General features: G+C 62.2%; 19 protein-coding genes and 1 tRNA gene. 9 read left to right on the top strand and 11 right to left on the bottom strand.

Going from position 1 to position 21802, the window contains the following annotated elements:
• Positions 1-115 precede the first annotated feature (115 nt).
• Positions 116-1399, top strand: coding sequence for a dicarboxylate/amino acid:cation symporter (locus AB7E19_RS13490; RefSeq protein ID WP_128271424.1), 1284 nt, complete (start codon positions 116-118; stop codon positions 1397-1399).
• Positions 1400-1414: 15 nt separating this feature from the next.
• On the opposite strand, the gene AB7E19_RS13485 is transcribed toward AB7E19_RS13490, so the two are convergent.
• Genes AB7E19_RS13485 through AB7E19_RS13475 form a run of 3 tightly spaced genes read right to left on the bottom strand, consistent with a single transcriptional unit; the run spans position 1415 to position 3129 of the window.
• Positions 1415-1729 (bottom strand): DUF2007 domain-containing protein, encoded by a 315-nt coding sequence (locus AB7E19_RS13485; protein WP_010672587.1) that lies wholly within the window; start codon positions 1727-1729, stop codon positions 1415-1417.
• Positions 1713-2210 (bottom strand): hypothetical protein, encoded by a 498-nt coding sequence (locus AB7E19_RS13480; protein WP_427935590.1) that lies wholly within the window; start codon positions 2208-2210, stop codon positions 1713-1715. Before AB7E19_RS13480 ends, AB7E19_RS13485 begins: the two co-directional genes overlap by 17 nt.
• 16 nt (positions 2211-2226) lie before the next feature.
• Positions 2227-3129: a LysR family transcriptional regulator gene (locus AB7E19_RS13475; RefSeq protein WP_010672586.1), complete on the bottom strand. Its 903-nt coding sequence runs from the start codon at positions 3127-3129 to the stop codon at positions 2227-2229.
• 97 nt (positions 3130-3226) lie between these two features.
• Here AB7E19_RS13475 and AB7E19_RS13470 point away from each other — a divergent pair, with 97 nt between their 5' ends.
• Positions 3227-4279: an HlyD family secretion protein gene (locus AB7E19_RS13470; RefSeq protein WP_039040403.1), complete on the top strand. Its 1053-nt coding sequence runs from the start codon at positions 3227-3229 to the stop codon at positions 4277-4279.
• Positions 4279-5832: a DHA2 family efflux MFS transporter permease subunit gene (locus AB7E19_RS13465; protein ID WP_041214289.1), complete on the top strand. Its 1554-nt coding sequence runs from the start codon at positions 4279-4281 to the stop codon at positions 5830-5832. The genes AB7E19_RS13470 and AB7E19_RS13465 overlap by 1 nt, the downstream gene beginning before the upstream one ends.
• Before the next feature lie 60 nt (positions 5833-5892).
• Here AB7E19_RS13465 and AB7E19_RS13460 read toward each other — a convergent pair whose 3' ends face one another.
• Positions 5893-6519 (bottom strand): lysoplasmalogenase, encoded by a 627-nt coding sequence (locus tag AB7E19_RS13460; protein WP_010672583.1) that lies wholly within the window; start codon positions 6517-6519, stop codon positions 5893-5895.
• 172 nt (positions 6520-6691) lie between these two features.
• Between AB7E19_RS13460 and AB7E19_RS13455 the strand changes: the two genes are divergently transcribed.
• Positions 6692-6850, top strand: coding sequence for a hypothetical protein (locus tag AB7E19_RS13455; protein WP_005332188.1), 159 nt, complete (start codon positions 6692-6694; stop codon positions 6848-6850).
• Positions 6851-6938: 88 nt separating this feature from the next.
• Here the strand turns inward: AB7E19_RS13455 and AB7E19_RS13450 are convergent, their stop codons facing one another.
• The 6 genes from AB7E19_RS13450 to AB7E19_RS13425 form a co-directional block, all read right to left on the bottom strand.
• A complete protein-coding gene (locus AB7E19_RS13450; RefSeq protein WP_113978373.1) occupies positions 6939-9503 on the bottom strand; it encodes a TRAP transporter permease in 2565 nt (854 codons plus the stop codon).
• A gap of 87 nt (positions 9504-9590) precedes the next feature.
• The gene (locus AB7E19_RS13445; RefSeq protein ID WP_029313514.1) at positions 9591-10562 is read right to left on the bottom strand and encodes a TAXI family TRAP transporter solute-binding subunit; all 972 of its coding nucleotides are present in this window, start codon (positions 10560-10562) and stop codon (positions 9591-9593) included.
• 547 nt (positions 10563-11109) lie between these two features.
• Positions 11110-13275, bottom strand: a complete 2166-nt coding sequence (locus AB7E19_RS13440) for a S9 family peptidase (protein WP_322131962.1) — start codon at positions 13273-13275, stop codon at positions 11110-11112.
• Between the two features lie 288 nt (positions 13276-13563).
• Positions 13564-13995 (bottom strand): DUF411 domain-containing protein, encoded by a 432-nt coding sequence (locus AB7E19_RS13435; RefSeq protein ID WP_319907164.1) that lies wholly within the window; start codon positions 13993-13995, stop codon positions 13564-13566.
• Positions 13996-14040: 45 nt separating this feature from the next.
• On the bottom strand, positions 14041-14364 hold the full coding sequence (locus AB7E19_RS13430) for a hypothetical protein (RefSeq protein ID WP_322131985.1): 324 nt from the start codon (positions 14362-14364) through the stop codon (positions 14041-14043).
• 76 nt (positions 14365-14440) lie between these two features.
• Positions 14441-15163, bottom strand: a complete 723-nt coding sequence (locus AB7E19_RS13425; protein ID WP_042881944.1) for an SDR family oxidoreductase — start codon at positions 15161-15163, stop codon at positions 14441-14443.
• A gap of 140 nt (positions 15164-15303) precedes the next feature.
• Here AB7E19_RS13425 and AB7E19_RS13420 point away from each other — a divergent pair, with 140 nt between their 5' ends.
• From AB7E19_RS13420 to AB7E19_RS13400, 5 genes are all read left to right on the top strand, one after another.
• Positions 15304-16146, top strand: coding sequence for a LysR family transcriptional regulator (locus AB7E19_RS13420; RefSeq protein WP_041212185.1), 843 nt, complete (start codon positions 15304-15306; stop codon positions 16144-16146).
• Positions 16147-16205: 59 nt separating this feature from the next.
• A complete protein-coding gene (locus AB7E19_RS13415) occupies positions 16206-16805 on the top strand; it encodes an NAD(P)H-dependent oxidoreductase (protein WP_041212184.1) in 600 nt (199 codons plus the stop codon).
• 70 nt (positions 16806-16875) lie between these two features.
• On the top strand, positions 16876-18732 hold the full coding sequence (locus tag AB7E19_RS13410; protein ID WP_010672573.1) for a monovalent cation:proton antiporter-2 (CPA2) family protein: 1857 nt from the start codon (positions 16876-16878) through the stop codon (positions 18730-18732).
• The gene (locus tag AB7E19_RS13405; protein WP_039040394.1) at positions 18729-19115 is read left to right on the top strand and encodes a SirB2 family protein; all 387 of its coding nucleotides are present in this window, start codon (positions 18729-18731) and stop codon (positions 19113-19115) included. The genes AB7E19_RS13410 and AB7E19_RS13405 overlap by 4 nt, the downstream gene beginning before the upstream one ends.
• Positions 19116-19400: 285 nt before the next feature.
• Positions 19401-20387 (top strand): helix-turn-helix transcriptional regulator, encoded by a 987-nt coding sequence (locus AB7E19_RS13400; RefSeq protein WP_029313511.1) that lies wholly within the window; start codon positions 19401-19403, stop codon positions 20385-20387.
• 1309 nt (positions 20388-21696) lie between these two features.
• On the opposite strand, the gene AB7E19_RS13395 is transcribed toward AB7E19_RS13400, so the two are convergent.
• A tRNA-Asp gene (locus tag AB7E19_RS13395) sits at positions 21697-21773 on the bottom strand.
• Positions 21774-21802: the final 29 nt, after the last annotated feature.

Genomic DNA, 21802 nt, shown 5'->3' with positions numbered 1-21802 from the left:
GCCAGCGGGCTGGTCGTGAGCGCCGCTTTGTCGATAATGTGGCAACCTGACGGGGGGATGGCTACACTGTCGCCCCTTTTTGCCACCGCAGACAGAAAATAAGGACATTGGCGTCATGCTGTTCCATGGATTGGTCTTCAAACCCTGGCGGATCTGGACCCGTCGCCCGCTCTGGTTGAAGACCCTGCTCGGCATGCTGACCGGGATAGGTCTGGGGCTCTGCTTCAGCGAGCAGGCCCTGCTGCTCAAGCCCATCGGCGTCCTGTTCGTCAACACCATCCAGATGCTGATGGTGCCCCTCATCTTCTGTTCCGTCCTGGCAGGCCTCACCGCCCTGCTCAAGGGCAAGCGGCTCGACCGCATCGCCGGCAAGGCCATCGGCTTCTATCTCTGCTCCACCGCCGTCGCCATCTGCATCGGCCTGATGATGGGCTGGCTGCTGGAACCGGGCATGGGCGCCAACATGGGTCCTTATGAACGGGGCGCCATGGCACAGCAACCTACCCTGGCCAGCGTGCTGAGCCACCTGGTGCCGCGCAACCCGGTGCAGGCCATGGGCGATGGCAAGATATTGCAGGTGATCGTGTTCGCCGTGGCCCTCGCTCTCGCCCTCAACGCCACCGGACGACGCGGCCGCCCCGCCATCCTGTTCTTTACCTCCCTGGCAGAGGGAATGTTCAAGCTGACCCAGATGGTGATGGCGCTGGCCCCCTATGGCGTCTGCGCCCTGATGGCCTGGATGACCGGCAAGTACGGCGTCAGCCTGCTGTTGCCGCTGCTCAAGGTGATCGGCGCCGTCTACCTCGGCTGCCTGCTCCACGTGCTCGGCGTCTACAGCGGCCTGCTGCTCCTGATGGCGCGCCTCAACCCGTTGCACTACTTCAAGAGCATCGTCGATGCCCAGGCGGTGGCCTTCACCAGCAGTTCAAGCAGCAGTACCCTGCCCATCAGCCTGGCCTGCGCCGAACGCAGGCTCGGGGTCTCCCCCGCCATCACCGCCAAGGTGCTGCCCATCGGCGCCACCATCAACATGGATGGCACCGCCCTCTATCAGGGGGTCACCGCCCTGTTCGTGGCCCAGGCCTTCGGGGTGGATCTGCATCTGGTGGACTACCTGACCATCATCAGCATCGTCACGCTGGCCAGCATCGGCACGGCGGGCACACCCGGTACCGGGCTGATGTTGCTGACCCTGACCCTCACTGCCGTGGGACTGCCTCTGGAAGGGGTGGCGCTCATCGCCGGCATAGACCGGATCCTCGACATGGCGCGCACCACGGTCAACGTCTCCGGCGACATCCTGGTCTCCGTGCTCATCGCCCGCAGCGAGAAGGAGCTGGATCTCGCCACCTACCACGATGCCCATGCGGGGGATGACATCGACTTCACCCTGCGCTGAGGGCGCGAGGGGCGTTCAATGATCCTGGGGATCGTGATGGCAGCGCCAGCAGATATCGAAGTTGGCGCCGTTCTCCTCCCCGCACTGGCCGCACAGCCAGCCGTTGCCCTGGCGCTGCTGGTAGCGCTCGATGATCCGGCCCGCCCGCTGACGATCCCGCTCGTTCACCATCAGGGTCACTTGCAGCAGATCCACCGGCAGCTCCCCGAGCGCGCCGGAGAGCCCTTCGCCGCTGAGGCGCACCCTGACTCCCTCTACCTCCAAGGCCCCTTTCAGGGCATGCGCCTCCAGGGAGTGAGAGGCGCGATACAAGTTAATCCACTGATCCATACGTTGTCCTCGAAACCCTTGCCAGTGTCGTCATCACCAGCACTACCATCATTCCAGGGCGAGCATCTTCCGGGAGCGAGATGCCCGATACAGATTCATCCACCGCTCCATACGTTGTCCTCGAAGCCCTTGCCAGTGCCGTCATCACCAGCACTACCATCATTATTCCAGGGCGAGCATCTTCCGGGAGCGAGATGCCCGATACAGATTCATCCACCGCTCCATACGTTGTCCTCGAAACCCTTGCCAGTGCCGTCATCACCAGCACTACCATCATTCCAGGGCGAGCATCTTCCGGGAGTGAGATGCCCGATACAGATTCATCCACCGCTCCATACGTTGTCCTCGAAACCCTTGCCAGTGCCGTCATCACCAGCACTACCATCATTCCAGGGCGAGCATCTTCCGGAAGCGAGATGCCCGATACAGATTCATCCACCGCTCCATACGTTGTCCTCGAGACCCTTGCCAGTTCAATCATCGCCGCATCGGGCTCTTCACAGCAGCTTGTCGATGCCGTAAGCCGGGCCGTTGGCCACCAGAAAATCGATGAATGCCCTCAGCTTGCGCGGCATCAGGCGCCGCTCGGGAAACAGCAGGTAGATGGGTACCCTGGGTTGCTGCCACTCCGGCAGCAAGGAGACCAGCGTCCCGTTCGCCAGCTCATCATGGCACAGCATGGCGGGCAGGGAAGCCAGCCCCAGCCCCGCCTTCGCCGCCTCCCTGGCACAGGTGATGTTGTTGACCTGGAAGCGGGACGGGGGATCCACCAGCACTTCGCGATCATCCAGCTCGAAACACCAGTGCGAGGCGAGGAACCCCGTGCTGACCGCGATCCGCTCGTGATGCACCAGATCGGCGGGCCTCTGGATCACCGGGTGGCGCGCCAGATAGTCCGGGCTGGCGCACAGCAGCCGCTCGGTGCTCCAGAGACGCCGCGCCGCCAGGTTGGAGTCGCTCATGTCGCCGACCCGCACGATGGCATCCAGCCCCTCGCTGATGGGATCCACGATGCGGTTGGTCAGCTCCAGCTCCACCTTCATGCCCGGATAGGCTTGCAGGAAGTTCGCCACCAGCCTGCCCACCACCAGCTGTCCCGTCTCGATGGGCACCGCCAGCTTGAGGGTCCCCGTCACCTCCTGCTGGCTGGCACTGAGCATCAGCTCGGCCTGGGCCAGCTCCTCCACCGCCTTGCTGCAGCGTAGATAATATTGTTCACCGGCTTCCGTCAGGGTGAGCTGCCGGGTGGAGCGATAGAGCAGCCGTGCGCCGAGACGCTGCTCCAGCTCGGCGATGCGGCGGCTCACCGTCGCCTTGGTCATGCCCAGCTCCTGGGCTGCGGCGGTAAAGGAGCCCTTGTCGACGATACGAACGAGGATTAAGGCAGCATTCAGGTCCATTGTTTCACCAGTGAAACTGTATATCTCATGAATGGATACTAATCGAAACAGTTGCACGATGTTAGCCTGCCCGCCACAGTTCAGGAAAACCAATATCATGAGTCAACACAAGAAGATCCCCCTGCTGGCCGCCCTGGTGCTGGCCCTGCTCGGCCTGCTGTTTGCCGGTTACTGGTATCTGCATGGCCGCTACTTCGAAAGCACCGACAACGCCTACCTGCAAAGCGAAGTGACCGGCATCGGCTCCAAGCTCTCCGGCTACATCAGCGAAGTGCTGGTGACCGACAACCAGGCGGTGAAGGCCGGCCAGCTCATCGCCCGGCTCGACGACCGCGAATACAGGACCAAGGTGGCGGAGGCCGAGGCCGATCTGCACCTCAACCAGGCGACGGCGGATAACCTCGCCGCCACCCGTATCCAGCAGTTGAGCCTCATCCGCCAAGCCGAGGCAAAAGTCAGCTCGGCCAATGCCGAGCAGGTCCGGGCCCAGCAGCAGGTGCGCCGGGTCAGCCAGCTCAATGAGCGTCACTACAGCTCCCAGGACAGCCTTGACGAGGTGCGTGCCGGCTTGCAGGTCAACCAGGCCCAGGCACTGGAGGCCAAGGCCGCCCTGCAGGCCGCCCGCGAGCGGCTGCTGGTGCTGGATGCCGAAGCCAAGCAGAACCAGGCCAGGCTGGCATTGAGCGAGGCCCAGCTTGAACAAGCCAGGCTGGAACTCGGCTACACCGAGCTGCGAGCCCCGGCTGACGGCATCATCGGCAAGCGCAGCCTGCGGGAAGGGCTCTACGTCCAGTCCGGTATGCAGGTGGCCAGCCTGGTGCCACTGAGCCAGGTGTGGGTCGAGGCCAACTTCAAGGAGACCCAGTTGCAGCACATGCAGCCGGGCCAGAAGGTGGAGGTGATCCTGGATGCCTATCCGGATCAACCGGTCGAGGGGATCATCGACAGCCTCTCTCCGGCCACCGGCGCCAAGTTCGCCCTGCTGCCGCCGGAGAACGCCACCGGCAACTTCACCAAAATCGTGCAGCGGGTACCGGTCAAGATCCGTATCCCGGATCCGGGCGCCCTGGCGGGCAAGCTGCTGCCCGGCCTCTCCACCGAGGTGATCGTCGACACCCGCACCCCTGATCCCGTGGTGGCCGCCCACTGATGGACGCCATACCACGCCGCAACTGGATCGCGGTCATGGGGGGCCTCATCGGCGCCTTCATGGCCATCCTCGACATCCAGATCACCAACGCCTCCCTGAAAGACATTCAGGGGGCACTCTCGGCCACCCTGAGCGAGAGCTCCTGGATCTCCACCTCCTATCTGGTGGCGGAGATGATCGCCATACCGCTGAGCGGCTGGCTGAGCCGGGGACTGAGCGTGCGGCGCTACCTGCTGTGGACCACGGGCGCCTTCATCGTCGCCTCCGTGCTCTGCTCGTTCAGCTGGAACCTCACCAGCATGATCGTCTTTCGGGCGCTGCAGGGCTTTACCGGCGGGGCCCTGATCCCCATGGCCTTCTCCCTCATCGTCAGCCTGCTGCCGCTGCACAAGCGAGCCACCGGCATGGCGCTGTTCGGCCTGTGCGCCACCTTCGCCCCCGCCATCGGCCCGACCCTGGGGGGCTGGCTGACGGAGCAGATGTCCTGGCACTACATCTTCTATCTGAACGTGCCGCCCGGTCTGCTGGTCATGGCCATGCTGGCCCACGGGCTGGACAGGAAGCCCGTGGACTGGGAGGTGATCAAGCGGGTGGATCTCATCGGTATCCTCACCATGGCGGTGGGTCTCGGCCTCCTGGAGGTGGTGCTGGAAGAGGGCAACCGGGAGGACTGGTTCGGCTCGAGCTTCATCGTGCGGCTCACCGTCATCTCGGTGGTGGCCCTGGTGTTCTTCGTCATCAGCCAGTTGCTGCGCCGCCACCCCCTGGTCAACCTGCGGCTGCTGCACAACCCGCGCTTCGCCCTGGCCTGCTTCGCCTACCTGGTACTCGGTATGGGGTTGATGGGCTCCATCTATGTGCTGCCCCTCTACATGACCCAGATCCACAATTACAACGCCCTGGAAATCGGTGAAGTGCTGATGTGGATGGGGTTGCCCCAGTTGCTGGTGCTCCCCCTGGTGCCCAAGCTGACCCACAAGATAGATCCGCGCTATCTGGTGAGCTTCGGTTTTCTGGTCTTCGCCATCAGCTGCTTCATGAACGTGAACATGAATGCCGACTACGCCGGGCCCCAGCTGATCCAGTCCCTCATCGTGCGGGCCCTGGGGCAGCCCTTCATCATGGTGCCCCTCTCCCTGGTGGCGACCGCCAGCCTGACGCCGGACGAGATCCCCTCCTCCTCGACCCTGCTCAACGTGCTGCGCAACCTGGGGGGCGCCTTCGGCATCGCCATCATCGCCACCCTGATCGACAACGACACCCGGACTCATGTCAGCCAGATCGGCAGCACCCTGGCCGCCACCAGCATCGAGGGGCAGGCCTATCTGATGCAGTTGGCCCAGACCATGATGGCCCAGGGAGCCGGGCCGGAGCAGGCCCAGTTGCAGGCCCGGGCCATGCTGTCGAACACCATCAGCCGCGAGGCGGCCATCATGGCCTACAACCAGGTGTTCTACGTGATGGGTATCTTCCTGCTGATCGCCAGCGCCCTGATGCTGCTGCTCAAGCAGCCTGCCCCGAGGGCCCCTGACGCAGAACCGGTCGAGGCGTGAAAGGTGGGGATCACATAGCAAAACGGGCCAGAAGGCCCGTTTTTCATGGCTGCCCGCCGGTCAGCCCGCCAGGGAGGCGGCGATCAGGAACTGTGCCGCGAAGTAGCTGCTCATGATCCAGGCCGTGGCATGGGGGAAGGGGCGGCGGAATCTGTCCAGCGCCAGCATGCTGTCGGAGAAGAGGAACATCAGCGCCCCCACCAGGGCGGCGGCGCTGCCGGCAGTGAGAGAGGCATGCCAGGCACCGGCGGCCACCCAGGCCATGGCGATGATCACCAGCATGTAGCAGAAGACGGGGATCCTCATCTCGCCGAGCTGGCCCCACAGGAGCCCGAACACCATGCCGGCCACCAGCAACAGCAGCAGGCCGTCCACCAGCTTGAGCACCAGGGGCCCCTGGGCGAAACCGACGATGTAGCAGAGGTGAGCGACAAAAAATGCCGCCAGCCCCTGGATGAAGCGATCCCGTGGCAGCATCAGCAGCACGTCCCCCGCCAGCGACAGGCAGAGACCGAGCAGGATCCAGGCGTGGGAGCCGTTGTGATCGTCGCTCTGGTAGCCAAACGCCAGGGCGATGATGAACAGCATGGTCAGGGGTTTGCTGATGTAGAACTGACGGGAGTCTGAGCCGTAAGCCGCGCGGATGTGCCACCAGCCCGATGCGATGATCAAGAAACTCAATAACATGCCCTGCTCCTCACCGGCTGCTCACCCTGGGGCGGCAACCTCTTTAGTGCCCGCAAGAGTAGCAAATTCCCCCGGCCAGTGGCAGAGGCTGAAGCAGATGGCACCCTACACCTAAAGTCTAATTGCCCCCATCCCCGCCCTCGGGCATAAGAGACAGTTCTGGAGGATCACCATGGAAGACGCTATGACCAACTACCTGCCCGCTATCGACATCATGATGTGCCATCTTGGCATCAGCTTTGAACAGGCCTGCGAGCAGCTTGGCCTCAGCCCGCAGGAGCAGCAGACCCTCGACCAACTGCAAAAACAGAAGCAGACCCAGTCCAACTGATGCCCTGGACTGATGGCCCGAAGCGGCCGGCATCACAGCCCAGCATAAAAAACGGCGCCCGAAGGCGCCGTTTTTTATTGGGTGATGATCAGGGTCGAGCGACCCGGCGGCGTTGCAGCCAGACCACGGCCCCGAACAGCAGGAAGCCCGGCAGCCACATCAGCTCCTTGGGCCAGCGCTCGGTGGGCGCCTTGACGCTCAGGATCTGCTGATCCATCTCCAGCCCCAGATCGGCGGCCTGGCTGCCGAAGGTGACGGTGTCGATCAGGATCTTGCCGTCCTGCTCATAGGTCTGGATCCCCAGCTTGGCCAGACGGTCCTCACCACTGACGCCCGAAGGCACCGGCAGCAGCACGGTGAAGCGGCGCAACTTGCCCACCGCATCTTCCCCTTCCATGCGCAGGCGCAGGGTGCTTTCAGCCTCCACCTGCCCCATGGTCTGGACCAGCTCGGCCGGGGCGGTGTCGCGATACGGGTCGTGCAGCAGATCCATCCAGAAGCCAGGACGGAACAGGGTGAAAGCCACCAGCAGCAGCAGCACGCTCTCGTACCAGCGGCTCTTCACCAGGAAGAAGCCCTGGGTGGCGGCAGCGAAGATCAGCATGGCGATGGTGGCCACGATGAAGATCAGCACGCCATGGGCGAAGTCCACGTTGATGAGCAGCAGATCGGTGTTGAAGATGAACAGGAACGGCAGCGCCGCGGTACGCAGGCTGTAGTAGAACGCCGTGATCCCGGTCTTGATGGGGTCGCCCTTGGAGACGGCGGCCGCGGCGAACGAGGCCAGCCCCACCGGCGGGGTCACGTCCGCCATGATGCCGAAGTAGAAGACGAACAGGTGCACCGCGATGAGCGGCACGATGAGGCCGTTCTGCTGACCCAGGGTGACGATCACCGGCGCCAGCAGGCTCGATACCACTATGTAGTTGGCGGTGGTCGGCAGCCCCATGCCGAGGATGAGGCTCAGCAGCGCGGTGAGGATCAGCATGAGCAGCAGGTTGCCCATGGAGAGGAACTCCACCAGATCCGCCAGTACCAGGCCGACGCCGGTCTGGGAGACGGCCCCGACGATGATGCCGGCAGTGGCGGTGGCAATGCCGATGCCGATCATGTTGCGGGCACCGGCAATCAGCCCCTCGCGCAGGTCCACCACGCCATCGGTGAAGGAGCCGTAGTCATGCTTGCCGTCGGTGCGCAGCCAGTTCAGCAGCGGTCGCTGGGTCAGCAGGATGATGATGAGCATCACCGAACCCCAGAAGGCCGACAGGCCGGGGGAGAGGCGCTCCACCATCAGACACCACACCAGCACCACCACGGGCAGCAGGAAGTGCAGGCCGGAGAGCAGCACGGCGCGGGTCTCGGGCAGCTCGTCCAGCGGCTTGTCCGGGTCTTCCGCCGGCAGCGGCGCGTTGCTGGCGGCGATCTTCAGCAGTCCGAGATAGGCGACGGCCAGCAGCACGCTGATCCCCGGCAGGGCATAGTCACCCAGTACCGGCTTGAGCCAGCCCAGACCGTAGTAGACCGCCATGGAGAGGCCGCTGATGAGGGCGGCACCGAAGGCGAAGCCGGTCAGGCGACGCAGCCAGGGGCGCGGCTGACGGTTGCCGATGGGCTGCATCCCGAGCTTGAGTGCCTCGAGGTGCACGATGTAGAGCAGGGCGATGTAGGAGATGGCCGCCGGCAGGAAGGCGTGCTTGATGATCTCCACATAGGGAATGCCCACGTATTCCACCATCAGGAAGGCCGCAGCCCCCATGACCGGCGGCATGATCTGGCCGTTGACCGAAGAGGCCACTTCCACCGCGCCGGCCTTCTCCTTGGAGAAACCGACCCGTTTCATCATGGGGATGGTGAAGGTGCCCGTGGTCACCACGTTGGCGATGGAGGAGCCGGAGATGACGCCGGTCAGGGCCGAGGCGACCACGGCCGCCTTGGCCGGGCCGCCGCGCAGGTGACCCAGCAGGCTGAAGGCGAGCTGGATGAAGTAATGGCCCGCACCGGCGCGCTCGAGCAGGGCGCCAAACAGCACGAACAGGAAGACGAAGCTGGTGGAGACCCCAAGGGCGATGCCGAACACCCCTTCGGTGGTGATCCACTGGTGGTTGGCCAGCGCATGCAGGCTCACCCCGCGGTGGGCCAGCAGGGAAGGCATCCAGGGACCGGCCAGGCTGTAGGCCAGGAAGACGATGGCGATGACCGCCAGGGCCGGGCCCAGGGCGCGGCGGGCCGCTTCCAGCAGGAGCGGAATGCCGACGCAGGCCACCGCGAAGTCCATGGTGGTCAGGTTGCCGGGACGCTGGGCAAGCTCCTGGTACATCACGAACAGATAGCTGGCGACGGCGGCACCGACGAGGCCGAGGGCGATGTCGGCAAGGGGAACCCTGTCTCGCGGCGAGCTGCGCATGGCGGGGAACACCAGGTAGGCGAGCAGGATGGCGAAGGCCAGGTGAATCGAGCGTGTTTCAGTGTCGTTGAGGACGCCGATGCCGAGGGAGAAGGGCAGCGGCGAGGCAATCCAGAGCTGGAACAGGGACCAGATCAGCGCAAGACCCGCGATGATCCAGCTCATGGGGCCGACGGGCAGCCTGGCGCCGACGTCCTGGGCGATCAGCTCCTCGGCCGAGAACGCCTCTTGTTGTTGTGTTTGCTGCATAGTGTGACTCTGTAGGTACTGCAATAAATGAGACTCGCTCCCCCGAAGGAGGAGCGAGTCCGGGGCACATCCGAAGACGCAGCCGGATTACATCCAGCCACGTTCCTTGTAGTAACGCACAGCGCCTTCATGCAGCGGAGCGGAGAGACCCACCTTGATCATGTCGGCTTCTTTCAGATCCGCGAAGGCCGGGTGCAGGCGCTTGAAACGGTCCAGGTTGTCGAACACGGACTTGACCAGCTGGTAGACCACTTCCGGGTCAGCCTTGGCGCTGGTGGAGAGCACCGCCTTGCCACCGATGGACGGAGTCGGGTTCGGGCTGCCCTTGTAGAGACCACCCGGGATCTCGGCCTTGCTGTAGTAGCTCTTCTCGGCCAGCAGCTTGTCGATCTCGGGGCCGGTGACCGGCACCAGCACGGTGTCCGTGGTGGTGGAGGCTTCCTGGATGGCGCCGTTCGGGTGGCCGACGAAGTAGCTCATGGCATCGATGTTGTTGTCACCCAGGGCAGAGGCCTGCTCGGCGGGTTTCAGTTCGGAGACCAGGCTGAAGGCGGATTTGTCCCAGCCCTTCACGGTCATGATCTCTTCAAAGGTGTCACGCTGACCGGAACCCGGGTTGCCGATGTTGACGCGCTTGCCCTTCAGGTCGTCGAAGCTGGCTACCTTGGCGTCCTTGCGGGCCAGGATGGTGAACACTTCGCTCTGCAGGGAGAAGACGGCGCGGATGTCATCCATCGGACCTTCGGCCTTGAACGGCTCGACGCCCTTCATCGCCTTGTACTGGTGGTCGGACTGCATGATGCCGAAGTTGAATTCGCCGGAGCGGATGCCGTTGACGTTGGCAACACCGCCGCCACTGGCCGGGGCGTTGCACTTGATCTGGTGATCGGCGGCGCCACGGTTGAGGAAGCGGCAGATGGACTGGCCCGCCACGTAGTAGACGCCGGTCTGACCGCCGGTGCCTATGGTCACGAAGCGCTCCTGCGCTTGCACCGGACCACCAAACGACACACCGACCAAAGCCGCCGACAAGGCGCACGCCAAGGATAATCCTTTCATGTTCTTCATCCTTTTCATTGATTTATTTCACCCGTTTCCCGGGAGAATATGAGGCAGACCCGCATCAAGACTGGGTTCGCCTATACGACCTCGTACGAGGAAATGGTCGAGCAGCACGCGCCCTTCCAGAAGCCACCATCATCCTGCGGTGAGATAATCAGCGTCATGCCGATCGGAGGTGATCTGACCAGAAACGGGTCAGTTCAAAAGCATTAACGCTCCGATTAAGCACATAACACCAACATAAATCAAACAAAACAGCAAAATGGCGGATTTAAATAGCGAGAAGTTTGAAGCGGATCATTCATTTCTCAAGGGCAGATTAATTACATGAACTATCAAAGGGAAGCAATAAAAAGCACGCCCAGATTCTTTCGCAACCCTTGACTGGCAAGGATTAGAAACCTGGTCCGTTATATTGCGAAATGCATACTGAACAGCATAAACACGACGTTAATGACGCTTTTGTCGCCAAGATGCAAAAACCCCGATCCGGGGCTGCCGGAACGGGGTTTGGTAACAAGCTGATTTCATTTGGGCCCGGCCATCACGCCTTGCTGCCAGCCAGCTCCAGAATGAAGGCGAACTCCAGGGCGATGTCCTCATAGGCCTTGAAACGGCCCGACTTGCCGCCGTGACCGGCCTCCATGTCGGTGCTGAGCAGCAACTGGTTGTCGTCCGTCTTCAGCTCACGCAGCTTGGCCACCCACTTGGCCGGCTCCCAGTATTGCACCTGGGAGTCGTGCAGCCCCGTGGTCACCAGCAGATTCGGGTAGGCCTGGGCCTTGACCTGATCGTAGGGGCTGTAGGCCTTCATGTAGTCGTAGTAGCGCTTCTTGTTCGGGTTGCCCCACTCGTCATACTCCCCTGTGGTGAGGGGAATGGACTCGTCCAGCATGGTGGTGACCACGTCGACGAAGGGCACCTGGGCCACCACGCCGCGATAGAGCTGGGGCGCCTGGTTGATGACGGCCCCCATCAGCAGGCCGCCGGCGCTGCCTCCCATGGCATAGACCTGATCCCTGGCGCCGTAGCCTTGCGCCACCAGCGCCTCGGTCACGTCGATGAAGTCGTTGAAGGTGTTCTGCTTCTTGAGCAGCTTGCCCTCTTCATACCAGGTGCGGCCCAGCTCCTCGCCACCCCGGATATGGGCGATGGCGTAGACGAAGCCCCGGTCCAGCAGGCTCAGGCGTGAGCTGCTGAAGTCCGGGTCCATGCTGGCGCCGTAGGAGCCATAGCCGTAGACCAGCAGGGGATTGGTGCCTGCACCACCCCCTGCCTTCTTGAACTTGTCCTTGCGATAGACCAGCGACACCGGCACGGCCACGCCATCACGGGCGGTGATCCAGAGCCGCTCGCTGGCATATTGCGCAGGCACGAAGCCCGCCACCGGCTGCTGCTTGAGCAGAGACCGCTTGCCGCTGTCCATGTCCAGCTCGTAGGTGGAGGACGGCGTGGTCATGGAGGAGTAGCCGTAGCGCAGGGCGCTGGTGTCCGGCTCCGGGTTGTAGGCAAGCCAGGTGACATAGGCGGGATCGTCGAAGGCGATCTCCTTCTGCTCGCCGCTCTGCCAGTTGACCTGGCGCAACCGGGTCAACCCCTGGCTGCGCTCCTCCAGCACCAGCCAGTCCCTGAACAGGGCGTAGCTCTCCAGCAGCACGTCCGGATTGGGGGCGATCACCGCCTTCCAGCGATCCACCGGGCTCTCCTTGGTCTCATAGAGGCCGAAGTTCTTGCCGTCCTTGTTGGAGCGCACATAGAAGCGGCCGCGGTAGTGATCCAGGCTGTATTCGTGATCCACCTGACGGGGCAGGAACAGGCGTGGCGTCTGGCCCGGCACATTGGCATCGATGAGGCGCGCCTCGCTGGTGGTGGTGCTGGAGAGGTAGATGACGATGAAATCTTCCGAGGTGGTGGCGTAGAGGCTCACATAGAAGGAGTCGTCCTTCTCCTCGTAGACCAGGGTGTCCTTCGCGGGATCCGTGCCCAGCTCGTGGCGATAGACCTGGTAGGGCAGCAGGGTCTTGGGGTGCTTGCGCACGTAGAAGACCGTCTTGCTGTCGTTGGCCCACACCAGGTTGCCGGAGGTGTTCTCGAGGGTGTCGGCGGCCCAGGCGCCGCTCTCCAGATCGAGGAACTGGATCCTGTATTGACGGCGGGAGAGATAATCTTCCGCCACCGCCAGCCAGCGGTTGTTGCGGCTCACCTCGAGCGCCCCCAGGGCATAGAACTCGTGGCCTTCGGCGCGCTGGTTGCCATCCAGCAGCAGGGCGGGCGCCCCGTCCCCTTCCACCTTGCTGCGGGAGTAGATGGCGTACTCCTTGCCCGGCTCGTAACGGGTCTGATAGCGGTAGCCGTTCTTCACATAGGGGACAGACTCGTCCTGCTGGGGAATACGGGCCACCATCTCCTTGTAGAGCTGCTCGCGCAGCGGCTTGATCGGTGCAAGCATGGCCTCGGTGTAGGCATTCTCGGCCTTGAGATAGTCCAGCACCTCGGGCTTCTGCCGCTCGTCGTCACGCAGCCAGTAGTAGTTGTCGACGCGCGTGTCCCCGTGTTTTTTCAGGGTATGGGGGTGCTTGGCAGCCACCGGGGGGACAATGACAGGCTGGATGGAAGTATCGCTTGTAGGCATGGCGGACTCTTCGTTGGCATGGGAACAGGGCGCAGCAAGCAGGCAAGCCAGCAGCAACCCCCGGGAAAAGGTGAACATGTCGCATCCTTTGCGCTGTCACAGGGCAGCCCCTCCCGCTGGTGCTGCACGCATCCAGACGGCACACCGGCATGCAGCGGGAAAAGCGTCCCTGAGAAAATAAAAATTGGCGATCAATCTGCCCCTTGTCGCCCTGGGTTGCAAGGGCTCCCCGGACATTACCCCCCAAATCGACGAAAAAGGGCCGCCATCTCGCGATGGCGGCCCTCCTCCCTGACCGTAGGCGACACGGGTTCGCTCAGGTGTGCCTCACATGATGGAAGTGTGTCTGCTCACGGTCAGCATCCATCAGCCGGGGTAGCTCGACCAGACTTTGGTCGCGCCCTCGTCACTGATGCTCAGCACCCGATAGGGCTGACCCGGAATATCCATGCCCGGCGCACTCTGGGGCATCCCCGGAATGGTCAGACCGCGGATCGCCGGTTTTTCCTTGAGCAGCTTCTGCACGTCGGCAGCGGGCACATGCCCCTCCACCACATAGCCATTCACCACCCCGGTGTGGCAGGAGGCCAGCTGCGGGGTGATGCCATGCTGCTGCTTGATCGGGTCAAGCTGCTCGGTTTCCACGACTTTGACCTCAAAGCCGTTCTCTTCCATGTGCTTGATCCAGGTCTTGCAGCAACCGCAATACTGGGACTTGTAGACGGTCATCTGCCCGGTTGCCAGAGCAGAAACACTGACGGTACCGGCCAGCACGGCCAGTAACAGGGACTTGTACATATCTCACCTCGGTTAAGAAGAAATGCCCGGAAAGGGAAACTCGACTCAGCCGTGGTGACGGGGCGGACGCTCGAGACGCTTCAGGGGCGCCTCCGGCATGAACAGAGAGGGAGAGAGGTACGTCGGCCTGTCGGGCTCAAGCCGGGCAACCGTCAGGCTGTCGCTGGTGAGCACCGTCATGGCGAGCGCCGAGGTGAAGCTGCCGCAGGGCATGGCTTTTTCCAGGGAACGCTCGCTCTGGCTGCAATGGGGCGTCAGGGTACAGAGATCGGTGGCCGCACGGCTGCCAAACGACATCAGCACCAGCACCAGACTCCACAGGGGGAGCCAGCGGCGGGCGCGAGCGAGTTGGCGACGGGTCAGGACCATGAGACGACTCAATGACGAAAGAGGGCCTATGGTAACCCTTGGCCCAGGGGGAGGGTCAACCCCTCCCCCGTTTGCATCAGGGTTGCTGACGGGTGGCTGCCAGCACGATCTCCCGCACGCAGACGTTGGCCGGCTGGTGCCAGGCGTAGAGCACGGCGTCGGCGATCACCTCGGGTGCAATGACGCCTCCCATCTGATCCTTCCAGTCGTGATAGCCCGCCTTGATGCTCTCGTCCGTGGTGTGGCTGAGCAGCTCGGTCTCCACCGCGCCCGGAGCGATGGTCACCATCCGCACGCCGACATCGGCCACCTCTTCCCGGATATTCTCGGTCAGGGCGTGAACGGCGAACTTGGTGGCGCAGTAAGCGGCATGGTTCGGGAAGGTCTTGCGACCGGCGATGGAGCTGATGTTGATGATGGTGCCGCTGCGGCGGGCCTTCATGCCGGCAAGTACCGCATGCACGCCATTCAGAACCCCCATCACGTTGATGTTGAGCATCTGCTGCCACTCGGCGGGATCCTGCACGTCGGCCTGTCCCAGCAGCATGACGCCGGCATTGTTGACCAGACATCCCACCGGGCCGAATTGCGCCTCCGCCTGCGCCACGGCGGCCTTCATGGCGGCGGTGTCGGTGACATCGACCCCGATGCAGAGGGTATCGGGCAGGTTCAGCGCCTGCATGGGCTCGACCCGGCGGGCCAGCAACAGCAGCGGATGGCCGGCGGCGGAGAAGGCGCGGGCAATGGCGGCACCGATCCCGGCGGACGCGCCGGTGATCACCACGAGGGACTTGGACATGGAGTTTTCCTTCTGATGCGTTGAAATGGGCGTCAAACAAGGGCTGGCCAGCACGGGACCCAGTCACTATAGTCGCTACATCCATCGGCGATAAATATAGTTTTCCGCTGGTTATCATCTGAATTAACTATGGTATCCCCATGCTGGACCTGAGATTGCTGCGCTTCTTCATCGCCATCTATGAAGAGAAGAACATCACGGCGGCGGCAGCCCGCTGCCACGTGAGCCAACCCTCCCTCTCCGCCGGCCTTCGCCAGCTCGAAGAGAGCCTGGGGGACAGCCTCTTCATCCGGGGCAAGAAGGGGGTGGAAGCGAAGGATCCGGCCCACTATCTCTATCCCCACGCCGTCAAGCTGGTGGAAGAGGCGCGTCGCCTGCCGACTCTGTTTCGCCAGAAGGCGACGCGTGCGAGACTCAACATGGCCATCATGCCCGACCTCAGCCGCCGTCGGCTGGCGGGATTGCTTCGGCGGGTGCAGGGGGTGCTGCCCGAGCTGGATCTCACCCTCTCCGATTACGGCACCCCGGCCGACTGCCGGCTGACCCTGGATGCCCTGCGCCGGGAGGACGAGATCTTCCTGCCGCTCTGGGAAGAGGAGTACGTGTTGTGCGTTCCCAGGGGACACCCTCTTGCGGGCAGGGCGCGTATCGAGCTGGCTGAGTTGCAACACCATGATTTCATTGAGTGTCCCCCCTGCGAAGCCCATCAGCAAACCATAGGCCTGCTGGCCTGTGACCGGCTCACCCTCAATCTGGTGGCCAAGGCCGAGAGCAAGGGGCTGGTGATGGCGCTGGTGCTGGCCGGAGTGGGCATCAGCTTCCTGCCCGACGGGCTGGTGGAGGACGAAGCGGGCCTGTGCACCCTGCCCGTGAGCGGCCCCCGGATGTTCCGCCGCATCGGCCTCTGCTACCCCGCCCACCAGACCCTGAATCCGGCGCTGCGCGCACTGATCCCGGAACTGGCGGGCCAGGGAGCTTCTTGATAACGTTTCAGCTCACAGTCTGTCGCATGTGCCGGCAGCAGACCCTCTTCAGGAATCCCATGAAACGCATTCTGGTCATCTTTTCACACCCGGCGCTACAGAGTTCCCGGGCCAACAAACAACTGCTGCACGCCATCGAGGGGCTGGAGGGGATCACCCTGCACGATCTCTGTCAACGCTATCCGGACATGTTCATCAACGTGAAACGGGAACAGGCCCTGCTGGCGGAGCACGACATCATCGTCTTCCAGCACCCCTTCTACTGGTACTCCTGCCCGGCCATCATGAAAGAGTGGATGGACCTGGTGCTGGAGTACGGCTATGCCTACGGCCCCGAGGCCCATGCCCTCAACGGCAAGCAGTGGCTCAGCGCCATCACCACGGGGGGCGGCCCTGAATCCTACTGCCGCGCCGGCTACAACCAGCGCCCGCTGCTCGACTTCCTGCTCCCCTTCCAGCAGACCGCACAGCTGTGCGGCATGCGCTGGCTGCCCCCTTTCGTGCTGCACTCCTTCCACAAGCTCGAGGATCCCGAGGCGCTGCGCCGCTGCGGCCAGGACTATCGCCAACTGCTGTGCGCCCTGCGTGACGAGCAGCTGACCCCGGCCCAGCTGGCCGAGAGCCCCTATCTGCGCGATCTGCTGGGGGTACTCCCATGACACACACTCGATCCGGGCGCAGGCCCGGCCAGCCCTCACCGGCATTCATCATGTTAAGGAGGAGCCGCTGATGGGACATGGATTGCTGTTTGACGCCCTGATCTACCTCTCGGCGGCGGTGATCGCCGTCCCGCTGGCCAAGCGGTGGGGGCTGGGCTCCGTCCTTGGCTACCTGCTGGCGGGGATCATCATAGGTCCCTTCCTGCTTGGTCTGGTGGGCGAGCAGAAAGACGTGATGCACTTCGCCGAGTTCGGGGTGGTGCTGATGCTGTTTCTGGTCGGTCTGGAGCTGCGCCCGGCCCTGTTGTGGCAACTGAAAGGGCCCATCCTCGGCACCGGTGGCCTGCAGGTGCTGCTCACCAGTGTCGCCCTGACCGGGGTGGGTTATCTTTTGGGTCTGCCCTGGCAGCAGGGGCTCGCCATCGGTCTCATTCTTGCTCTCTCCTCCACCGCCATCGTGCTGCAGAGCCTGCAGGAGCGCAAACTGATGCAGAGCGAGAGCGGCCGCTCCGCTTTCGCCGTGCTGCTGTTCCAGGACATCGCCGTCATCCCCATCCTGGCGATCCTGCCGCTGCTGGCCATCGCACCGGTCGCCAGCAGCGGCAGCTCGGAGCTGGCAGGCTGGCAGCACGGCCTGCTGGTGGTGGCCGCCATCGCCGGCATCGTGCTGGGTGGTCATTACCTGATGCGGCCGGTGTTTCGCGCCATCGCCCAGTCCCACATGCGGGAGATCTTCGTCGCTGCCGCCCTGCTGCTGGTGATCGCCATCGCCGTGCTGATGGAATCCGTCGGCCTCTCCCCCGCCCTCGGCTCCTTCCTCGCCGGCGTGGTGCTGGCGGACAGCGAATACCGCCACGAGCTGGAAGCAGACATAGAGCCGTTCAAGGGGCTGCTGCTCGGCCTCTTCTTCATGTCGGTGGGTGCCGGCATCGACTTCAGCCTCTTTGCCGCCCATCCCCTGTTGATCCCGGCACTGGTGATCGGTCTGATGGTGCTCAAGTGGCTGGTGCTGATGGGGCTCGGCTTTGTCATTCGCCTCTCCCCGAACCAGCGCTGGACCTTCGCCCTGGCCCTGGCCCAAGGCGGTGAGTTCGCCTTCGTGCTGTTCTCGTTCGCCGCCCAGAACAAGGTACTGCCGGGCAGCACCATCTCACTGCTGACGCTGGTCGTCGCCCTCTCCATGGCGCTGACACCGCTGCTGCTTATCCTCAACGATCGGGTGATCCAGCCCTGGTTCGACTACCGCAACCAGAGCGACACCCCCGAACACGAACAGCCCGAGCTGGTGGAACACCCGGTCATCATCGCCGGCTTCGGTCGCTTCGGTCAGATAGTGGGGCGTCTGCTCCACGGCCATGGTATTGGCACCACCATCCTGGAGCAGGATGCCAGCCAGATAGAGATGCTGAGAAAGTACGGCTACCAGGTGTTTTATGGGGATGCCAGCCGACTCGACCTGCTGCACGCGGCCGGCGCCCACAAGGCCAAACTCCTGGTGCTCTCCCTCAATGACCCGGCCACCTCCCTCGAAGTGATCGAGATGGTGAAAAAGCACTTCCCGCACCTCAGAATACTGGCCCGTGCCCAGGACAGACCCCATGCCCACGAGATCCTGCGCCACGGGATAGACAGCGTGCACCGCGAAACCCTGGGATCGGCCGTGGATCTTGGGGTAGAAGCACTCACCCTCTTGGGATTCAGGGCCAATCAGGCCTGGCGTGCGGGGCAGATGTTCAAGCAGTATGACAACCGGCTGCTGCGGGAACAGGTCAACTACCTGGACGACGAGCACACCTATATCAACAAGAGCCTGCAATACCGCGACATCCTCTCCGACCTGCTGCAAGACGATCAGGAAGGACAGGAGCGTACCCACGCCCATCAATGGAACAGCGGTCTGCCCGACAACGACAAGGAAGCAACATGATTGCCTATTACCCCATGCTCAAACACCTTCACATGACCCTGGCCCTGGTCAGCCTGCTGCTCTTCCTCTACCGCTGGAGCCTGGCGCTGGCGGGCAGCGGGCGGCTGCAACAGAAATGGTTGAAGGTGCTGCCCCACATCAACGACACCTTCCTGCTGCTGTTTGGCGTGCTGCTGGCGGTGACCCTGCAGATGAGCCCTGGCCAGCAGCCCTGGTTGATGGCCAAGCTGATTGCCCTGGTGATCTACATCGGCCTGGGCGTCATGGCGCTCAAGCGCCCTGCCCGCGGTCAGAAGCTGGTGGCCGGAGTGGCCGCTCTCGCAGTATTCGGCTACATGGTGGGCGCAGCTATCACCAAATCAGCCTGGTCCTGGCTGGCATAACGACGTGTCGAGGTGGGGCCCGTCCCCCACCTCCTTCCCACCTCCCCCTCCTTACTGCTTCCATTTCCTTCCTGTCACCCTGGTCGCGAGCATCCTCGCAAGGCTTGTTTTCAATAAAAAAAGGGCTCAAACAACCCCTTTTACTTGTTGTTTTGTTCTATTTATCAATGACTTGATTCTTCATGTATGAAAATGGCGACAGTTGTCGCAGCAAAACTTGCGACATAGACTGTCGCAGGTCATGGCTAGGATACACTCAACGCTAAACCAGTGAAGGCATGCACCATGAGTAAGAAGCTGTTACGACAACTGACCTTGGCGCGTTGCATCCCGCACCGCCCTTACAAGCTGACCGCCAGCCAACTCCAGGTAAAACTGGAAGAGGAAGGCATTCACGTCAGTCTCCGTACCGTGCAACGGGACCTGGAAGAGATGTCCGGCATGGGACTGTTCGACCTCACCTCCGATGAGCGCAGCAAGCCTCATGGCTGGTGCTTCGAGCGCCATGGTCTCAATGACTTTGCCAACATCATGCCGCTCTCGCTGGCAGTGGCCCTGAAAACCTGGAGCGACCAGGCGAGCCAACTGTTGCCGGCAAGCGTGCTGACCGAATTGAACCCGCTGATCGACAAGGCTGGTCAGGTGATCCGCGACAGCCAGAGCGAACTGGCCGAGCGCTGGCTGGAGAGCGTGCACCAGTCACCTCGCCCCTTCGCCGGCAATCCGGAGATCCGCCGCAGCACCCTGATCCGCGACGCCCTCTGGCGTGGCCGCAAATTCAGCGCCGAGATCCAGCGTGTCATCAAGGAGCGTACTGTCTGGCTCTGCTATGACCGAATCAATCCCCTCGGTATCCTGAACCAGCCCGATGGCCCCATCCTGCTCTGTACCCTCTCCGAGCTGGATCCCAAGGTCTACGGCATTCCGTTCGATCACATCAAGAACGTGGAGTTGACCAACTTCAGCGCGACCCAGCCGAAGGACTTCAATATCCAGAAGCTGATCCGCGACCAGGGTTATCAGGACGTCAGCGGTCCGATCCGCTTCGTCGGGCGCATCGATGCCAACTGCCCGACTCTGATCGATGGACAAATCCCGGGGCATAACCCGCGTATGACCCGTTACGACAAGCGCAGCGTGGTGGTGGAGACCGAAGTGCAGGATACGCCCGAGTTCCGCTCCTGGCTGAACAACATGAGCGGCAACCTGGAGGTGCTTGCACCCGAATCACTGCGCAAGGCCTACCCGACTCCTGGGACAAGGGTCAGCTAAAGAAACCAGCAGACAAAAGCCGAGATTTATCTCGGCTTTTGTCTACTTTTAAAGCATAAGTATTCAATTAATTTTGAACTCTTACACCCCTGATTGAAGCGGCTGTACCATCGTTTTCCTACCGATTTCTGCTTGTAAGAGATCTGCCATTCCCCCTGTAAGACCCCTCAGTGTTGAACCGTACGTGAAGCCATCCCGCACTGGGTATGCTTTCCACGGAAACTATCTAAATAACTGATAAACATAGATAATATTCCACGCCAGCCCATTTCTGTACCACATGTCACGGAGCTCAATCCGATTGCACACCTTGTTCGAGCCTGCAATTGCCTTAGTATGGGTCTCACAAGGACGAGCTGATTCGGCAGGATGCAGAAACAGCGCATAAACAAGGAATAGCCTGCAGGATGTGGGCAAGGAACACCTCGGGATGGGGTTGATAGCCAGGATGGTTATCACAAGGATCGACAGGACAACCGCAGGATGCGGTAGTTGGATACCTCGGGATGAGGTTGAGTGGCACGGATTGTCGCTCATCAAGGATGAAAGGACACCGCAAGACGCGGTCAGGAACAGCTTCAAGATGAAGCGTGATAGCCAGGATGGTTATCAGTCAGGATGACGCAGGAACACCACGGGATGTGGTAATGGACACCTCCAGGAAGGAGAGGGTGAAGCAATCAGGACAGATTGCCAGGCTAGGAAGGCCACAGGACACCCCAACGGATTGGGAAGGGGAATTTCCAAAGGAAAGGATAGCGTCAAGGATTGCAGGGAGCATGGCAGTTCAGGGAATGGACGAAATGACTTGAGGGGACAGCATCTGCTGTCCCCTTTTCTTTTGTGCACCCCATGCCCGCGACACAACAGAAAATGGAATCAGCCTGAGCGATCCTGCCTACATCACGCCATCTGCATCACTGATAACCTGTTTGTATACCCACCAGAGGCAGCCACAGTAGCGCTCCTTGCCTTTCCTCCGCCCTCCCTCATCTATACTCAGCGATATCCACTAGGCCCTCAGAGCGCAGCAGATCAGCCGCGGCCAACCAGCCAGAGTGCTCCTGGCGACTGATTCCAGGTAACAATGGCCACTGGCTTCTGCTCCGCCAGGCAGATTGTTGAGCCATCCCTGAACTGTCTATATGTGTGACCACGAATGAAGCGTGGATGCCATTCGGCAAGGCGGAGATGGTCGTGTAGGGAAATGAGGATAACCCGGCCAAGCCACCTGGCACTGAGGATGAGGGATTGGGTAAATGTCAGAAAGCAAAAAGGCCTTCCCGATAGGGAAGGCCTTTCAATTTAGTGGCGGAGCGGACGGGACTCGAACCCGCGACCCCCGGCGTGACAGGCCGGTATTCTAACCGACTGAACTACCGCTCCGCATTCGGTTAGCTTTCGCTAAATCTTTT

Source organism: Aeromonas sp., from assembly GCF_050252055.1.
In the GTDB taxonomy this organism is placed as follows: Bacteria; Pseudomonadota; Gammaproteobacteria; order Enterobacterales; family Aeromonadaceae; genus Aeromonas; species Aeromonas caviae.
Note: the sequence above shows the minus strand (reverse complement) of the source record. Positions and strands in the feature narration are given on the sequence as shown.

Coding starts and splice junctions, on each gene's coding strand:
- AB7E19_RS13405 (WP_039040394.1), top strand. CDS start 18,729: ATGATTGCCTATTACCCCATGCTCAAACACCTTCACATGACCCTGGCC.
- AB7E19_RS13470 (WP_039040403.1), top strand. CDS start 3,227: ATGAGTCAACACAAGAAGATCCCCCTGCTGGCCGCCCTGGTGCTGGCC.
- AB7E19_RS13480 (WP_427935590.1), bottom strand. CDS start 2,210: ATGATTGAACTGGCAAGGGTCTCGAGGACAACGTATGGAGCGGTGGAT.
- AB7E19_RS13465 (WP_041214289.1), top strand. CDS start 4,279: ATGGACGCCATACCACGCCGCAACTGGATCGCGGTCATGGGGGGCCTC.
- AB7E19_RS13430 (WP_322131985.1), bottom strand. CDS start 14,364: ATGGTCCTGACCCGTCGCCAACTCGCTCGCGCCCGCCGCTGGCTCCCC.
- AB7E19_RS13455 (WP_005332188.1), top strand. CDS start 6,692: ATGGAAGACGCTATGACCAACTACCTGCCCGCTATCGACATCATGATG.
- AB7E19_RS13425 (WP_042881944.1), bottom strand. CDS start 15,163: ATGTCCAAGTCCCTCGTGGTGATCACCGGCGCGTCCGCCGGGATCGGT.
- AB7E19_RS13475 (WP_010672586.1), bottom strand. CDS start 3,129: ATGGACCTGAATGCTGCCTTAATCCTCGTTCGTATCGTCGACAAGGGC.
- AB7E19_RS13460 (WP_010672583.1), bottom strand. CDS start 6,519: ATGTTATTGAGTTTCTTGATCATCGCATCGGGCTGGTGGCACATCCGC.
- AB7E19_RS13400 (WP_029313511.1), top strand. CDS start 19,401: ATGAGTAAGAAGCTGTTACGACAACTGACCTTGGCGCGTTGCATCCCG.
- AB7E19_RS13485 (WP_010672587.1), bottom strand. CDS start 1,729: ATGGATCAGTGGATTAACTTGTATCGCGCCTCTCACTCCCTGGAGGCG.
- AB7E19_RS13450 (WP_113978373.1), bottom strand. CDS start 9,503: ATGCAGCAAACACAACAACAAGAGGCGTTCTCGGCCGAGGAGCTGATC.
- AB7E19_RS13435 (WP_319907164.1), bottom strand. CDS start 13,995: ATGTACAAGTCCCTGTTACTGGCCGTGCTGGCCGGTACCGTCAGTGTT.
- AB7E19_RS13445 (WP_029313514.1), bottom strand. CDS start 10,562: ATGAAAGGATTATCCTTGGCGTGCGCCTTGTCGGCGGCTTTGGTCGGT.
- AB7E19_RS13415 (WP_041212184.1), top strand. CDS start 16,206: ATGAAACGCATTCTGGTCATCTTTTCACACCCGGCGCTACAGAGTTCC.
- AB7E19_RS13420 (WP_041212185.1), top strand. CDS start 15,304: ATGCTGGACCTGAGATTGCTGCGCTTCTTCATCGCCATCTATGAAGAG.
- AB7E19_RS13440 (WP_322131962.1), bottom strand. CDS start 13,275: ATGTTCACCTTTTCCCGGGGGTTGCTGCTGGCTTGCCTGCTTGCTGCG.
- AB7E19_RS13410 (WP_010672573.1), top strand. CDS start 16,876: ATGGGACATGGATTGCTGTTTGACGCCCTGATCTACCTCTCGGCGGCG.
- AB7E19_RS13490 (WP_128271424.1), top strand. CDS start 116: ATGCTGTTCCATGGATTGGTCTTCAAACCCTGGCGGATCTGGACCCGT.